Genomic DNA, 16,793 nt, shown 5'->3' on the forward strand with positions numbered 1-16,793 from the left:
TTATTGAAATATATATAAATTTTAACATGGTCCATTAATTGCTCTTTGTTGAACATCCGTACCCATCGCCTAACACCTAGTTACTCATGGACGGGATGGGATGTGATTCAACAAGGAGAATAATAATGTTTAAGCCTCTAACTCTACTATCTGTCTCTGCACTTGCTGTTACCAGTTTTAATGCTGCCGCAAATTGTGACCCGGGTGAAACGGTCATCAAGTTTAGCCATGTAACGAATGCGGACAAACACCCTAAAGGCATCGCGGCTTCGTTACTTGAAAAGCGCGTCAACGAAGAGATGAACGGTAAAGTCTGTATGCAGGTGTTTCCTAACTCAACTCTTTATGATGATGACAAAGTGTTGGAAGCGCTACTGAATGGTGATGTTCAACTCGCTGCTCCTTCTCTTTCTAAGTTTGAGAAATTCACCAAGAAGTACCGCCTTTTCGATCTCCCTTTCTTGTTCGATGATGTCGACGCGGTTGACCGTTTCCAAAACTCGGAAGCGGGTGAAAAGCTGAAAAACTCAATGAAACGTCGTGGCCTACAAGGCATTGCGTTTTGGCATAACGGCATGAAGCAAATGTCAGCCAACAAGCCGCTCATTTCTCCAACTGATGCTGAAGGACTTAAGTTCCGTGTTCAAGCGTCTGATGTACTCGTTGCTCAGTTTGAGCAGCTAGGTGCTAACCCACAAAAAATGTCGTTCAAAGAAGTTTACGGCGGCTTGCAAACTAAGGTTATTGATGGTCAAGAAAATACTTGGTCAAACATTTACGGCAAAAAATTCTTCGAAGTTCAAGATGGCATTACGGAAACGAACCACGGAATTCTGGATTACTTAGTTGTGACGTCAAACGACTTCTGGAAAAACCTACCAGATGATCAGCGCGAGCAGTTAAATACCATTATTCAAGAGGTAACTGCGCAGCGTAATGCTGAGTCAACCAAAGTAAACCTTGCGAATAAGAACAATATCATCGAAGCCGGTGGTGTGGTTCGTACTCTAACGCCAGAACAGCGCCAAGAGTGGGTCACTGCACTTCAACCAGTATGGAAGAAGTTCGAAAAAGACATTGGTTCTGACCTAATCGAAGCCGCTTTGGCGTCTAACCAAAAATAATAACACCTAGCACATTTAGCCCTCTCAAACTGAGGGAGCTCTTTCCCCCTACAGACGACGTGATGTAATTATGGAACAGACTTTTTTTGCCAAGGCTGGACGAATCACTGATGCCATTGAAGAGACTTTGATTGCTTTCTTCTTGGGTGCCATGACCTTGCTGACCTTTGCCAATGTCATCTTTCGTTATGTCTTTAACGACAATATTCTTTGGGCGCTTGAGCTCACCGTTTTCATGTTCGCATGGATGGTGTTGGTTGGCGCATCTTATGGTGTGAAAAAACACTTTCATATTGGTGTCGATGTCATTATTAACATCGTTCCGGAAGGTAAACGAAAAGCCCTGGCGCTTTTTGCAGCAATGTGTTGCTTAGCCTTCTCTATTTTGCTGTTAATTGGCGCTTGGAACTACTGGTATCCGTTCGCTACTGACCGAGCGTGGTATGAAACGGACGATATTCCGATGCCTGAAATGCTCCAGTTCATGGCCGACTGGTTAAATGAGGGAGAGCGTTATGAAAAGCTGCCACGTTTTATTCCTTATTTCGCTTTGCCACTTGGAATGGCGCTACTAACGTTTAGATTTGTTCAAGTCACGTGGCAAATCGCTACTGGTAAGCTCGATCGCTTGATTGCAGGACATGAAGCGGAGGAAGAGCTCGAATCTCTTAAAGCTGAGATGAGTGACGCTGAAGACGTAATGGCTCCAAAGGCCTCGCAAGACGCTAAAAACAAGGAGCAATAAGCCATGGATATCTTATTTCTATTTTTGATGGTAATTGGCTTTATGCTGGTTGGCGTGCCAATTGCTATTTCGCTGGGCCTTTCCAGTGTTCTTTTCCTTTTAATGCATTCGGATGCCTCTTTAGCGTCAGTTGCTCAAACGCTGTTTAATGCATTCGCGGGCCACTACACGCTATTGGCTATTCCATTCTTTATATTGGCTTCAAGCTTTATGTCGACGGGTGGCGTAGCAAAGCGGATCATTCGTTTCGCCATTGCCATTGTAGGCTGGTTCCGCGGCGGTTTGGCGATGGCTTCGGTTGTAGCGTGTATGATGTTTGCCGCGTTGTCAGGTTCCTCACCTGCAACGGTTGTTGCCATAGGTAGTATTGTTATCGCAGGTATGATCAAAAACGGTTACTCAAAAGAGTTTGCCTCTGGGGTAATTTGTAACGCAGGTACGCTAGGGATTTTGATCCCACCCTCGATTGTGATGGTGGTGTATGCAGCCGCAACGGATGTGTCAGTTGGACGTATGTTCCTTGGTGGTGTGATTCCCGGTTTGCTGGCGGGTGTCATGTTGATGATCGCGATTTACATTGCCGCGAGAATCAAGAACCTTCCAAAGCAACCTTTTGTCGGTTGGAAAGAAACTTTTGATGCCGCCAAGGATGCAAGCTGGGGCTTGTTGTTGGTCGTCATCATTCTTGGTGGTATCTATGGCGGTATCTTTACGCCGACAGAAGCCGCTGCGGTTGCTGCTGTGTACTCATTCTTTATTGCTAACTTTGTATACAAAGACATGGGGCCATTTGCAGACAAGAAAAACACTAAACCTGCGCTCGTTAAAATCTTCCAAACCTTTGTTCATAAAGACACCAAACACACCCTGTATGAAGCGGGCAAACTCACCATCATGCTGCTGTTCATCATTGCTAATGCCTTAATTTTGAAGCATGTTTTAACGGAAGAACGCATCCCGCAAATGATCACCGAGTCGATGCTCTCGGCTGGTCTCGGACCCATCACTTTCTTGATTGTGGTGAACGTCTTGTTGTTGATTGGTGGTCAGTTCATGGAGCCATCAGGCTTGTTGATCATTGTTGCGCCGCTCGTGTTCCCAATTGCGATTGCATTAGGCATAGACCCAATTCATTTGGGCATAATGATGGTGGTGAATATGGAGATAGGAATGATAACGCCGCCCGTGGGTCTTAACTTATTTGTGACCGCTGGTGTTGCCAAAATGTCGATGATGAACGTAGTGAAGGCAGCATTACCCTGGGTTGGAGTGATGTTCTTATTCCTAATTATCGTCACATATGTACCATGGGTATCGACTTGGTTGCCTACTACCTTGATGGGGCCGGAGATCATTACCAAGTAATGGAAGCCAGAAAGTAGAAAGAGGTGTGAGAATTCACACCTCTTCGTCTATTGACTTGTAACAAGTTTTGCGCGGGTCTGAATTAATTCGACGTTCATAGTGTCGCCACCTCTTTTTATTTTTACGACGCTCTTCACCGAATCTTCTCTCTTCTTGATAGCAACCGTCTACGAGCACGGTATCTGTAACAATCGGTATTCTCACTTTTTCGTTCATATCTATAACAACCATGATAAACCCGTTGTTAAAAATTATGATTCAAGTTGAATATAATGCCAGCTATTTGAACGTGTTTTATTTGTAAAGGTCTTTATTTATTTGGTAGCGCTGCATCTTGTCGTAAAGGGTTTTTCTTGGCACATTCAATTGGCACATTGTCTGTTTAATACTACCGTTGTTTTCTAATAAAGCGCCTTCAATGGCTGCTCTCTCAAACTCCGCCACTTGCTCTGCAAGGCTTGAGGAAGACTTAGCGACTGGGTTCGATTCTCCCAACTGAATTAACTTACCCAATAGCACAAAACGCTCTGCAGCATTTCTGAGTTCTCGAACATTGCCAGGCCAGTCATGGCTCATCAGTTGCGCTAGATCTTGGGGTGACAAGCTAGGTGAGCTTTTGCCATAACGTGAAGCTGCTACCAACAGAAAGTGGTGAAAGAGGGCGGGAATGTCTTCTTTTCGTTCGCGTAGTGGCGGGAGATCCAGGGTCACGACATTGAGCCGATAATAGAGATCCTGACGGAAAGTACCTTCTTCAGCTGCGTGTTTTAAATCGACCTTTGTTGCGGCAATCACTCGAATATCTAAAGGCAATAATTCATTGGAACCGACACGCTCAATCACGCGCTCTTGTAATACCCTCAATAAACGAATTTGGGCTTGGATAGGCATCGACTCGATCTCATCCAAGAAAAGTGTGCCGCCTTGTGCAAACTCAAATTTACCGATACGACGGCTTTCGGCGCCAGTGAATGCGCCTTTTTCATGGCCGTAGAGTTCACTCTCAATTAAGTTCTCTGGAACCGCTCCACAATTTACGGCGACAAAGTTTTGGTTCCGGCGAGAGCTTTGCTCATGTAAAGAACGAGCGATTAACTCTTTCCCTGTACCGGTTTCACCAAACAATAAAATATCGGCGTCGGTATCGGCGATTTGGGTGATGGTCTCTCGTAATATTTGGATGCTAGAGGTTTCACCAATAACTCGTGGACCAAGGGTTTTACTGGCTTTAAGTGACAGGCGCAGTTTTTCATTTTCATTGGTTAGTTTGCGCTTCTCAATCGCCCGCTTAACCGTTTCAACCAAATGTTCTGGCGCAAAAGGTTTCTCAATAAAGTCGTAAGCGCCTTGATGAAGGGCTTGCACAGCCATGGAAATATCACCGTGTCCCGTGATCATGATGACGGGTAAGTTTGCATCGCGTTGAGTCAAAGTTGTCAGCATATCCATACCAGAAATGCCCGGCAAACAGATATCAGTGACCACGACGCCAGCTTCTTCTCCTTGCTGCATCGCTATTAAAGCCGATTCTGCATCCACAAAAAACTTGGCGTCGATATCCGCCAGTTCAAAGGTCTGTTCTATAGCGATTCTGAGATCGGCCTCATCATCAATAAAAAACACCTGACACATGATCTTATCCTTTTGATGGTTCAGTGTTGTAAGAAGTGATAGGTAAACACAATGAGAATCGAGCGCCGCCTTGTTCTCGATTATGGGCACATAATTTTCCATTCATACTGGCTAAGATTTGTTGCGAGATAGAGAGACCCAAACCTAAACCGTTCAGTTTAGTGGTTAGAAACGGTTCACATAAATCAGAAAGTGAGAAAGAGCCAAGCCCTGGGCCATTATCATCAACATGAATCCAAACCAAATCAGTGTGCTCATCGTGTTCTACAGATAATTCTACCTGTTTGTCTTGTTGCTCTTTGAGTGCTTCTATCGCATTAGTCAGTAAATTGACCAACACTTGCTCCAGTTGAATAATATTGATCTGCACTTCAACATCATGCTCTGGCAAATTTGTTTCTAACGTGACGCGCCCTGATTTAAATGCGGGCTTCATCAGTTCTTTTACAGAGGCAATAACAGGGAACAGTCGAGATTGAGCCAACTCGTCACCACTGGTTTTTTTGGCGAAAGAGCGAAGTTGCTGACTGATATTTGCCATACGGTCAGTGAGAGCAGAAATGCGAGTGAGATTATCTTCCACTCGCTCATATTTTTCTTTTTTTAGAAACAGCTTGCCGTTCTCCGCAAAGCTACGAATTGCCGCAAGTGGATTATTCAGTTCATGGCTGATACTGGCTGACATTTGTCCTAACACCGCGAGTTTCGCTGCTTGCACCAATTCATCTTGAGTAACGCGTAAAGTTTGCTCGGTATCGATACGCTGTGCGATCTCAGCTTGCAACTCGGCAGTCCGTGCCATGACTTGATATTCCAACTTTTGATTGGCTTCTTGTTGAATTCGTTCAATTTGCAAGTGACGCTGTTGACGGTGATAGATAAGCTGACCAATTAAAAACAAAACCATGAATGCTAGAGTGAGTACAAAGATGTAACCCATGGTGAACCAAACGATCGACTGTTTAGGAGACAGCACACGAATTGTCAGTTTGAGTTCGGGAAGGGGCAGCGAAGAGACCACCAAGGTTCCTTTATTGTATGGGTAACCCTGTTTAAGCTCAGAATGCACCTCGTCCAAACTACCTACTAATCCAAGCGTTTCAATTGGCGCATCAAGATATTGTTGGCTTGCCCAAACTTGCTTTTTCTCTTTTTTTGTCAGTGGTTGTAAGCTTTTGAGTAGCCATTCACTTCGGCTACTCATGAAAACAATTCCGTATGGGTCGCTGGCGACAAAAACACTGTTAGGTTGCTGCCAGTTGTCCTCTATCTTACTTAGGTCCATCTTCACCACGACGACACCAAGTACACCGCCAGCGTATACGATGGGATAAGAATAGTAGTAGCCACGTTTACCAGATGTTGAGCCCAGTGCGTAGTATTGGCTTCGTTTACCTACAATGGCTTGTTTGAAATAAGGTCGAAATGCAAAATTTCGACCGATAAAGGAGCGCTCTTTACGCCAGTTGCTGGCCGCGATCGTTGTACCCCATTGATCGATTAAGTACGTATCCGCTGCTTCAATCACGGCATTAACGGATTCTAAATACCGATTAGTGATTTCCAGTTGCGCACTGTTGTTGGGGTGCAGAAGCGCTTGATAAAGAGGATCATCTTTAGCGAGAAGATTTGGGATATGGGCGTACTTATCGAGTTTATTTTTTATATGGCCAGAAAACTGCTCCAGCTGTGATTGGTGTTTATCAAGTAGAGATTGATAACTGGTCTGCCAAACCCAATGGCCACCGATAATTGCGGACAGGAAATAGAAAGCAAAAAATGTCAGCAGAATCCGTTTTTTTTTGCGACATCCTTACACTCCTTACAACTTCCTTTGGTCACGTAAGAAAATGTTAATAGTTTGTAGGAAGGATTAGGGATTTAGTTTTCAACTCTGTGGAGTAAAACAAGAGCAAGATCTCTTTTTAGGCTTTTCGATAAAAAAACCGGTCGATTCTCTTGAAAAAGTCGCTATTGTCCCCATTCTAGATATGCTGGCGATGCTTAGACGGTGTCTGAATCGCATTTTTGAAGAAAAAATGGGTCAGCATTCGAGAATTTAGCGCAGACAATGTCCACATAGTGGCTATTGGCTCGACAGGGTTGCGACAGATCGCTAGAATGTCGCGTCTAAAAATTCTGTCCTGAGGCTAATAGGAGATACCTTTGGTTATTTTATCGAAGATATCACTGATTAGTCCGGTACTGACAACCAGTATCGATACTCGATTTTAAATTAGGTGTTCGGACAGAACACTACACAAGGATGAAGCGTAAGCTCCTCTGAGTTTCGCTCATACGCTCGGAAAACCGAGCCACTTTAGAGGTTTATATATAATGCAAGTTACTGTTGAAACGCTAGAGGGCCTAGAGCGCCGTCTAAACATTACTGTTCCAGCTGCAAACATCGAAGACGCTGTAACAGCTGAACTACGCAACATCGCTAAAAACCGTCGTTTCGATGGTTTCCGTAAGGGTAAAGTGCCTCTAAAAATGGTTGCTAAGATGTACGGCAAAGCAGTACGTCAAGACGTTCTTGGTGAAGTAATGCAACGCCACTTCATCGAAGCTATCGTTAAAGAGAAAATCAACCCAGCTGGCGCTCCAACTTTCGCTCCTGTAGAGAACAAAGAAGGTTCAGACCTAGTTTTCACTGCAACTTTTGAAGTTTACCCAGAAGTTGAGCTTAAAGGCCTAGAGAGCATCACTGTTGAAAAACCACTAACAGAAGTTAAAGATGCAGACGTAGAAGAGATGATCGATACTCTACGTAAGCAACAAGCAACTTGGGTTGAAGTTGAAGAAGCAGCAGAAGATGGCAAACGCGTAAGCATCGACTTCGTTGGTTCTATCGACGGTGAAGAGTTCGAAGGCGGTAAAGCTGAGAACTTCCCTCTAGAAATGGGTGCTGGTCGCATGATCCCTGGTTTCGAAGACGGTATCGCAGGTAAAACTGCTGGTATGGAATTCGACATCGACGTGACTTTCCCAGAAGATTACCACGCTGAAAACCTAAAAGGTAAAGCAGCTAAGTTCGCAATCAAAGTGAACAAAGTTGAAGCTCGTGAACTTCCAGAACTAAACGACGAGTTCGTTGCTAAGTTCGGTGTTGTTGAAGGTGGTGTTGAAGCACTTAAAGCTGAAGTTCGTAAGAACATGGAACGCGAACTTAAGCAAGCTGTTAAGAACCGCATCAAAGAGCAAGCGATTGACGGTCTAGTTGAGCAAAACGACATCAACGTACCATCAGCGCTTATCGAGCAAGAAATCCAAGTTCTACGTCAACAAGCTGCACAACGCTTCGGTGGTAACCCAGAAGCTGCTGCTCAGCTTCCACGTGAACTGTTCGAAGAACAAGCTAAACGTCGCGTAGTTGTTGGTCTTCTACTAGGTGAAGTAATCAAATCTGAAGAGCTAAAAGCGGACGACGAGAAAGTTAAAGCTCTAATCGAAGAAATGGCTACTGCATACGAAGATCCATCAGAAGTTATTGCTTACTACGAGCAAAACGAAGAAATGATGAACAACATGCGCAACGTAGCTCTAGAAGAGCAAGCAATCGACGCGATCATCGCTAAAGCACAGGTTTCTGAGAAAGAAGTAGGCTTCAACGAGCTACTTAACCAACAACAACCTGCTGCTTAATAAGCAATATCTTGCGTAGAAGGTTGACTTAACGTTAACTATTCTGCTAACAATGGTCCGTATGATAGTCATCATCCGGGCCATTTATTTTAGGGACATAAGAATATGAGCTACCAAGAAAAAAATGCAATGTCGCCAATTATGGACGCGCTAGTACCAATGGTGGTTGAACAAACTTCCCGAGGCGAACGCTCTTACGACATCTACTCACGTCTGCTGAAAGAGCGCGTGATTTTTTTAACGGGTCAAGTGGAAGACCACATGGCAAACCTTGTCGTGGCTCAGCTACTTTTCCTAGAATCTGAAAATCCAGATAAAGATATTTTCCTATACATCAACTCGCCAGGCGGCAGCGTAACAGCTGGTATGTCTATTTACGATACCATGCAGTTCATTAAGCCAAATGTCAGCACTGTGTGTATGGGTCAAGCATGTTCAATGGGTGCCTTCCTGCTTGCAGGTGGTGCGCCAGGTAAGCGTTACGTACTGCCTAACTCTCGTGTAATGATCCACCAACCATTGGGTGGTTTCCAGGGTCAAGCTTCTGATATCCAAATCCATGCTCAGGAAATCCTGACGATTAAACAGAAGCTAAACAAGTTGTTAGCAGAACATACAGGCCAACCTCTTGAAGTCATTGAGCGCGATACTGATCGTGATAACTTCATGTCATCAGAGCAGGCTGTGGAATACGGTATCGTGGATGCAGTGTTAAGCCATCGTGGCGAGTAATTAGCCAGCGCATTTTGGCAAAAATTGATATACACTCATTCATGAAGAGTAAAGGCTAAGAGGTTAGCGAATGACAGATAAAAGCAAAGAAAGTGGCAGCGGTAAATTGCTGTACTGTTCTTTCTGCGGCAAAAGTCAGCACGAAGTTCGCAAGCTAATCGCAGGTCCGTCAGTGTACATTTGCGACGAGTGTGTCGACTTATGTAACGATATTATTCGCGAAGAAATCAAGGATGTTCTCCCTAAGAAAGAATCTGAAGCGTTACCAACGCCAAAACAGATCCGTGAACACCTTGATGACTATGTGATCGGGCAAGATTACGCGAAAAAAGTGCTCGCAGTTGCGGTATATAACCACTACAAGCGTTTACGCAATGGTGATACAACGAGCGAAGGTGTGGAGCTTGGTAAGAGTAACATCCTTCTAATTGGTCCTACAGGTAGCGGTAAAACACTACTTGCGGAGACATTAGCTCGATTCTTGGATGTGCCATTTACAATGGCAGACGCGACGACACTAACCGAAGCCGGTTACGTAGGTGAAGACGTTGAAAACATCATCCAAAAGCTTCTGCAAAAATGTGATTACGATGTAGCTAAAGCGGAACGCGGCATCGTTTACATTGATGAAATTGATAAGATTTCACGCAAAGCTGAAAACCCATCTATTACGCGTGACGTATCTGGTGAAGGTGTTCAGCAGGCGCTACTAAAACTTATCGAAGGTACGGTTGCATCGGTTCCACCTCAAGGTGGTCGTAAGCATCCTCAGCAAGAATTCCTACAAGTGGACACATCTAAGATCCTGTTCATCTGTGGTGGTGCTTTTGCTGGCTTAGACAAAGTGATTGAGCAGCGTGTTGCAACAGGTACAGGTATTGGCTTTGGTGCTGAAGTTCGTTCGAAGAATGAATCGAAGACAGTAGGTGAGCTATTTACTCAAGTTGAACCTGAAGACTTAGTGAAGTACGGCCTCATTCCAGAATTCATTGGTCGTCTACCTGTAACAACAACACTGACTGAGCTTGATGAAGAAGCATTGATTCAGATCCTATGTGAACCGAAGAACGCACTGACCAAGCAATATGCAGCATTGTTTGAGCTGGAAAACGCTGAACTTGAATTCCGTGAAGATGCGCTGCGCGCTATCGCGAAAAAAGCAATGGAGCGTAAAACAGGTGCTCGTGGCTTACGCTCGATTCTTGAAGGCGTGCTACTTGAAACCATGTACGAATTACCATCTGCAACAGACGTTAGTAAAGTCGTGATTGATGAGTCCGTCATTAATGGCGAGTCAGAGCCACTGCTTATTTACAGTAACGCAGACAATCAGGCAGCTGGAGCAGAGTAAATTCAGCCATAATGAAAAAGGAGGTAAGTAATTACCTCCTTTTTTTATTTCTCTTATTGAATCCAAACAATTAGCCCCCATATACTGCCTTAAGTAATACGTTAAACGTGAAAGCGGAAGAGAGAATTATATGAACTTGGAACGTTCCGAGCGTATCGAGATCCCGGTACTACCTCTACGTGACGTAGTGGTCTACCCACACATGGTTATTCCATTGTTTGTTGGTCGTGAGAAATCGATTAGCTGTCTAGAAACGGCGATGGAAACCAACAAACAAGTTCTTCTTGTGGCACAAAAGCAAGCGGATACTGACGAGCCTACGGTTGACGACCTATTTGACGTAGGTACGGTAGCCACCATTCTCCAGCTCTTGAAGCTTCCGGATGGCACAGTAAAAGTATTGGTCGAAGGCCAGCAGCGAGCAAAAATCAATCACTTTAAAGAGAGTGACTTCTTCTTAGCTGAAGCTGAATTTGTTGTTACGCCAGAATTGGATGAGCGTGAGCAAGAAGTGATTGTTCGCAGCGCGATTAATCAGTTTGAAGGGTTCATTAAGCTAAACAAGAAGATTCCACCAGAAGTGCTAACGTCACTTAATGGTATCGACGAAGCTGCACGCTTAGCGGATACCATCGCGGCTCATATGCCGTTGAAGTTGGTGGATAAGCAGCAAGTACTTGAAATTGTTGACGTTACTGAGCGTCTGGAATTCCTGATGGGCCAGATGGAATCAGAGATCGACTTGCTGCAAGTTGAAAAACGAATTCGTGGTCGCGTTAAAAAGCAAATGGAAAAATCTCAGCGTGAGTACTATCTGAATGAGCAAATGAAAGCGATTCAGAAAGAACTTGGTGAGATGGAAGACGCACCAGACGAGTTCGAAACGCTACAGAAGAAGATTGACGAATCAAAAATGCCTCAAGAGGCACGTGAAAAGACAGAGCAAGAGCTGCAAAAGCTTAAGATGATGTCTCCAATGTCTGCTGAAGCAACAGTGGTTCGTAGCTACATCGATTGGATGGTCAGCGTTCCTTGGGCTAAGCGCTCAAAAGTTAAGAAAAACTTAGCGAAAGCAGAAGAGGTTCTTAATGAAGATCACTACGGTCTAGAACGCGTCAAAGAACGTATCCTTGAATACCTGGCGGTTCAAAACCGTATCAACAAGCTAAAAGGTCCTATCCTTTGTCTTGTTGGTCCTCCTGGTGTAGGTAAAACGTCTCTTGGTCGTTCAATTGCTTCAGCTACTGGCCGTAAGTATGTTCGTATGGCGTTGGGTGGTGTGCGTGATGAAGCGGAAATTCGTGGTCATCGTCGTACTTATATCGGCTCATTACCAGGCAAATTGATCCAGAAAATGTCGAAGGTTGGTGTGAAAAACCCGCTGTTCTTATTGGACGAAATCGACAAAATGTCTTCAGATATGCGTGGTGATCCGGCATCGGCTCTACTAGAAGTCCTTGATCCTGAACAGAATAACTCGTTCAACGATCACTACTTAGAAGTGGATTACGATCTCTCTGACGTTATGTTTGTTGCGACATCGAACTCGATGAACATCCCGGGTCCATTGTTAGACCGTATGGAAGTTATTCGTTTATCTGGTTACACCGAAGACGAGAAGCTGAACATTGCAAAACGTCACCTTGTTGATAAACAAGTGAAGCGTAATGGCTTGAAAGCGGATGAGATCGTCATTGAAGATTCTGCGATTATTGGCATCATTCGTTACTACACGCGTGAAGCGGGTGTCCGTAACTTAGAGCGTGAGATTTCTAAGATCTGCCGTAAAGCGGTGAAGAACATCTTGCTGGATAAGGACATCAAGTCAGTAACGGTAACGATGGACAACCTAAAAGAGTACTTAGGTGTTCAACGTTTCGATTACGGTAAAGCGGATGAAAGTAACCGAATTGGTCAAGTAACTGGTCTAGCTTGGACCGAAGTGGGTGGCGATCTATTAACGATTGAAACTCAATCAATGCCAGGTAAAGGTAAGCTAACACAAACGGGTTCTCTTGGTGATGTGATGCAAGAGTCTATCCAAGCAGCAATGACAGTGGTTCGCTCTCGTGCAGAAAAGCTAGGTATCAATACTGACTTCTACGAGAAGAAAGATATTCACGTACACGTCCCGGAAGGCGCGACACCAAAAGATGGCCCAAGTGCGGGTACAGCAATGTGTACAGCATTGGTTTCTTCTCTGACAGGCAACCCTGTGAAAGCAGAAGTAGCGATGACCGGTGAAATCACACTGCGTGGTGAGGTTCTACCTATCGGCGGCCTAAAAGAGAAGTTACTTGCGGCACACCGTGGTGGCATTAAGACAGTGCTAATTCCAAAAGATAACGAGCGTGATCTGGAAGAGATTCCTGATAATGTTATCGCTGATCTGAAAGTTATCCCTGTACAGTGGATTGATGAAGTACTGAAAGTCGCACTAGAGCGAGACCCGACGGGCGTTGAGTTTGAGTCTCAAAAATAGTGATGTGTAGCAAAAATAAGTAAAAGTTTACGCTGATAAGCCCAAAAAGGCTTGTCAGCGTTTTTTTTGGGCGCTAAGTTAGTTTCGATAGCTGCCAGCCCTTGATGAATAAGGGGTGGAGCATATTTTCTTAACAATGGAACGAAAGTCATCACAAAAATAATCACAGATGACACAAAGGGGAAATTACAGTGAATAAAACTCAGTTAGTAGAACAAATCGCAGAAAATGCAGATATTTCTAAAGCGTCAGCGGGTCGTGCTCTAGATGCATTCATCGAAGCAGTAAGCGGAACTCTTCAATCTGGTGATCAAGTCGCTCTAGTTGGCTTTGGTACATTCAGCGTTCGTACTCGTGCTGCACGTACTGGTCGTAACCCAAAAACTGGTGAAGAAATCCAAATCGCAGAAGCAAAAGTACCAGCTTTCAAAGCTGGTAAAGCACTGAAAGACGCTTGTAACTAATCACGGCGTTATTTCTGTAACCGGCCATTTGCTTAACTTTTGCTCAAACAATAAGTTTCGAACAAAAATTTACAAACTTCGAGCCGAACTTTCTTAAATTATGCGCATCATACTGATGCGCATTTCTTTTTCTGATATTATTGCGCCATTATTTCTATTAGATAGAAGCAGTAGGCTTCAATTGTGGAGAGCAGTTAAATTATGATGGATCGACTACGCGAAGGCGTGAATAGCATCGCGGTCAAAATTATCCTTGGACTTATCATCCTGTCTTTCGTATTTGCAGGTGTAGGTAGCTACATCGTTGGTGGTAGCAACAACTCTGCAGCGAAAGTCGGTAACACTGAGATTCCTCGTGGTGAGTTCGAGATGGCATACCAAAATGAGCGTAACCGTATGCAAGCTCAGTTGGGTGACTACTTCTCTCAAATGCTGGCTGACCCTGCATATGTTGAATCTTTCCGCAAATCCGTTTTAGATCGAATGATCAATGACGTGTTGCTTGACCAACAAGCTGAAGCTTTGGGTCTGCGAATCAGCGACACTCAAGTGCGTAGCATGATTCTAGACATGCCTCAGTTCCAATCTAATGGTCAGTTTGATCAAGAGATCTATCAAGCTTCTTTGCGTCGTGCAGGCTTTTCGCCAGACTCTTTTGCTGAGTACATGCGTCGTGAATTGGTTCGTGAGCAACTGCTGAATGCGCTACAAAACAGTGAATTTATTCTGCCGGGTGAAGTACAAGCAGAAGGCAAGCTGTTCACTCAAACTCGTGATATTCGCACGATTCAGATCGACTTAGCGGAGTTTGCGAAAAATATTGAATTGACCGACGAAGAAATTCAAGAGTACTACAAAGCAAACCCAGACAACTTTACACGCCCAGAGCAGGTTAAAGTCTCTTACATCGAACTGTCAGCTGAAGCGCTAAAGGAACAAGTTAATGTTTCTGATGCTGAGGTGAAAAAGTACTACGACGAGCACTTAAACAAATACTCTTCAGAAGAGCAACGCCGTGTCGCTCACATTCTTGTAGAAGGGGACGATGAAGCAAAAGCGCAAGCTATCCTAGATGAGCTAAACGCGGGTGCAGATTTTGCGACGCTTGCTCAAGAGAAATCTGACGATTTTGGCAGCGCTGAAAACGGTGGTGACCTAGGTTGGATTGAGCGTGATGTGATGGACCCTGCTTTTGAAGAAGCGGCATTCGCACTGAAGAATCCTGGCGATACGTCGGGTCTAGTAAAGTCGGACTTTGGCTATCACATTATCAAGCTTGAAGAGCTAAAAGATTCTGTGGCGAAGCCATTTGAAGAAGTAGCTGCTGAAATCAAACAAGAGATGGTCGACCAACAAGCGATCGATCAATTCTACGAGTTGCAAAATGAGCTTGAGCGCGTAGCGTTTGAATACCCAGACTCATTGTATGATGCTTCTCAAGCGGTTAACCAAGAAGTGAAGACAACGGACTTTATTTCTCAGGTTGATGCACCTGAAGTGCTTCGTAGCCCTGCGGTAATGCAAGCTATCCTAAGCCCTGAAGTTAAAGAAGATGGCCTAAACTCTGAAGCTATCGAAGTTGCGCCTGAGCATATTATCGTTGTTCGTGTTGAAGATGCGCGTGACGAGACAGTTCTTCCACTAGAAGAAGTGAAAGATCAGGTTGTTGCAGAGCTATCTCGTGTTAAAGGTGAGCAAGAAGCGATGGAACTTGGAACACAAGTCGTTGCGGCATTGAAAGAAGGTAAGACGAACGTGCTTGCTGAAAACAATCTTGCCTTTGGTGAACAAGAGACAGTAGATCGTCGTTCTCCGTTGGCAACAACGGTATTCGCGATGGCAAAACCAGTCGATGGTAAACCAGTATACGGTCAGTCTAAAGATCTTGAAGGTAACATCATTATCATCGAGCTTGATGCTGTAAACGCAGAGCTAGATAGTGAGTTAGAAGATCAAGTTGCGATGCAAATGCAGCGTGCATCTTCTCAGCAAGATTTATCATCTGTACTAGCCGTACTGCGTGCAAATACTGACATTGAGTACTTTGTTGTGAGCAACTAAGCACAATTAGTGTAATTTGTATGTTGAATAAAACGGACCGCATAAGCGGTCCGTTTTATTTTTGTCTTTATGAACTTCAATCATCAATAGGCATTACTTAAATTAGTGCGCGTTTAAGTGATAGCGGCCGTTGTGAATTCCGGATCATCTCAGTTTGTTAAATGCATAACCATATTGCTTTCCATTGCAAACTTGATAGTGACTCGCTCTCGACGACTGTTTTTAGCCTACTATTTTGGAGATTGTATGTTCAATATGAAATGGATTTTGACATTGTGCTTATTTGTTTTTGCACCTTTTAGCATGGCTGCGGATTCAGCCACTGACAAATATGAAGGAATTGAAATTACTGTAAATATCAACACGGCCACTGCTGAAGAAATTGCGACCATGTTGAAAGGTATAGGTGAGAAGAAAGCGCAGAGTATAGTGGACTACCGCGAGGAACATGGCCCTTTTAAAACGGCAGCAGATTTGAAGAGCGTAAAAGGCATTGGTGAAGCGACAGTTAAGAAAAACGAAGACCGCATTTTACTGTAGCTTGATGTATCGCAGATATTGAGTCTGAATTCAGAACAATATCTGTTTCCCTATTACTGCTTTCCCGAACCAGCCCCTCTTTCGTGGTTCGGGATTTTTTATCCGAATAAACGACGGCGAAGGCCTTTTTCCAGTAAAGCCATCACTAACCCACCGAGTGCGCCAAACATATGAGCATCAATAGCAACGTTTGCACCGATAAGCTCAGCAGTACTGCTGGATGGGCCATAGACCTGCTCCCATGCTACTTTGGCGATTAGTCCTCCAACTAACAACACACTGCTTCTTCTGCTTTCAAAGACTTCTCTGAGCGCCCAAAATCCAAACAATCCGTGTAATACGCCGGATAAACCCACGTATACCGACATGTTGGTAAACAAATTCAGCGCACCAACACATGCACATAAGATTGAAAAAACGATAAGGAAGTTACGAGTGCTTGGGCGAAAAATAAAAGTAATGATCCACAATCCGGCGAGGTTCATTCCTAAGTGCGCAAAGTTGGTATGTGTGAGATTTCCTGTTACGATTCGCCACCATTCACCATGGCGTATATTGTAGCTGTGCCACTCGGTTAGGCTTGCCATTGGTTCAAATTGAAGTATCAAACAGATCACGCTGATAATACTCAGCAAGGTATAAAGGTTCACTC

General features: G+C 44.3%; 14 protein-coding genes. 10 read left to right on the top strand and 4 right to left on the bottom strand.

Features of this window, described 5'->3' with window-relative positions; genetic code table 11:
- Window positions 1-125 precede the first annotated feature (125 nt).
- From R7P36_RS20030 to R7P36_RS20040, 3 genes are all read left to right on the top strand, one after another.
- Entirely contained in the window at window positions 126-1,124 is a 999-nt protein-coding gene (locus R7P36_RS20030) for a TRAP transporter substrate-binding protein (protein WP_017634784.1), read from the top strand.
- A gap of 70 nt (window positions 1,125-1,194) precedes the next feature.
- Window positions 1,195-1,869, top strand: a complete 675-nt coding sequence (locus R7P36_RS20035) for a TRAP transporter small permease (RefSeq protein WP_005382256.1) — start codon at window positions 1,195-1,197, stop codon at window positions 1,867-1,869.
- Window positions 1,870-1,872: 3 nt separating this feature from the next.
- Window positions 1,873-3,234 carry a TRAP transporter large permease gene (locus R7P36_RS20040; RefSeq protein ID WP_005382255.1) on the top strand — a complete coding sequence of 454 codons (1,362 nt, stop codon included), beginning with the start codon at window positions 1,873-1,875 and terminating at the stop codon, window positions 3,232-3,234.
- A gap of 33 nt (window positions 3,235-3,267) precedes the next feature.
- On the opposite strand, the gene R7P36_RS20045 is transcribed toward R7P36_RS20040, so the two are convergent.
- The 3 genes from R7P36_RS20045 to R7P36_RS20055 all read right to left on the bottom strand — a co-directional run bounded on the left by R7P36_RS20045 (window position 3,268) and on the right by R7P36_RS20055 (window position 6,658).
- The gene (locus R7P36_RS20045) at window positions 3,268-3,450 is read right to left on the bottom strand and encodes a hypothetical protein (protein ID WP_021034161.1); all 183 of its coding nucleotides are present in this window, start codon (window positions 3,448-3,450) and stop codon (window positions 3,268-3,270) included.
- A 78-nt stretch (window positions 3,451-3,528) separates the two neighbouring features.
- Window positions 3,529-4,866 (bottom strand): sigma-54-dependent transcriptional regulator, encoded by a 1,338-nt coding sequence (locus R7P36_RS20050; RefSeq protein ID WP_005382254.1) that lies wholly within the window; start codon window positions 4,864-4,866, stop codon window positions 3,529-3,531.
- A 4-nt stretch (window positions 4,867-4,870) separates the two neighbouring features.
- Entirely contained in the window at window positions 4,871-6,658 is a 1,788-nt protein-coding gene (locus R7P36_RS20055) for an ATP-binding protein (protein WP_318122291.1), read from the bottom strand.
- 545 nt (window positions 6,659-7,203) lie between these two features.
- Here R7P36_RS20055 and tig point away from each other — a divergent pair.
- The 7 genes from tig to R7P36_RS20090 all read left to right on the top strand — a co-directional run bounded on the left by tig (window position 7,204) and on the right by R7P36_RS20090 (window position 16,141).
- The gene (gene tig, locus R7P36_RS20060; RefSeq protein ID WP_005382251.1) at window positions 7,204-8,511 is read left to right on the top strand and encodes a trigger factor; all 1,308 of its coding nucleotides are present in this window, start codon (window positions 7,204-7,206) and stop codon (window positions 8,509-8,511) included.
- 105 nt (window positions 8,512-8,616) lie between these two features.
- Entirely contained in the window at window positions 8,617-9,243 is a 627-nt protein-coding gene (gene clpP / locus R7P36_RS20065) for an ATP-dependent Clp endopeptidase proteolytic subunit ClpP (RefSeq protein WP_005382347.1), read from the top strand.
- Window positions 9,244-9,313: 70 nt separating this feature from the next.
- Window positions 9,314-10,594: an ATP-dependent protease ATP-binding subunit ClpX gene (clpX, locus tag R7P36_RS20070; protein ID WP_005382345.1), complete on the top strand. Its 1,281-nt coding sequence runs from the start codon at window positions 9,314-9,316 to the stop codon at window positions 10,592-10,594.
- Between the two features lie 130 nt (window positions 10,595-10,724).
- Complete coding sequence (lon, locus tag R7P36_RS20075; protein WP_005384300.1) at window positions 10,725-13,076, top strand: endopeptidase La; 2,352 nt, start codon at window positions 10,725-10,727, stop codon at window positions 13,074-13,076.
- Window positions 13,077-13,267: 191 nt separating this feature from the next.
- Window positions 13,268-13,540: an HU family DNA-binding protein gene (locus tag R7P36_RS20080; RefSeq protein ID WP_005382341.1), complete on the top strand. Its 273-nt coding sequence runs from the start codon at window positions 13,268-13,270 to the stop codon at window positions 13,538-13,540.
- A gap of 201 nt (window positions 13,541-13,741) precedes the next feature.
- Window positions 13,742-15,601, top strand: a complete 1,860-nt coding sequence (gene ppiD, locus R7P36_RS20085) for a peptidylprolyl isomerase (RefSeq protein WP_005382334.1) — start codon at window positions 13,742-13,744, stop codon at window positions 15,599-15,601.
- Between the two features lie 255 nt (window positions 15,602-15,856).
- A complete protein-coding gene (locus tag R7P36_RS20090; RefSeq protein WP_031777211.1) occupies window positions 15,857-16,141 on the top strand; it encodes a ComEA family DNA-binding protein in 285 nt (94 codons plus the stop codon).
- Between the two features lie 98 nt (window positions 16,142-16,239).
- On the opposite strand, the gene rrtA is transcribed toward R7P36_RS20090, so the two are convergent.
- Complete coding sequence (gene rrtA / locus R7P36_RS20095; protein WP_005382331.1) at window positions 16,240-16,791, bottom strand: rhombosortase; 552 nt, start codon at window positions 16,789-16,791, stop codon at window positions 16,240-16,242.
- Window positions 16,792-16,793 lie beyond the last annotated feature (2 nt).

The organism is Vibrio sp. 397, assembly GCF_033339395.1.
GTDB classification, from domain to species: Bacteria; Pseudomonadota; Gammaproteobacteria; order Enterobacterales; family Vibrionaceae; genus Vibrio; species Vibrio alginolyticus.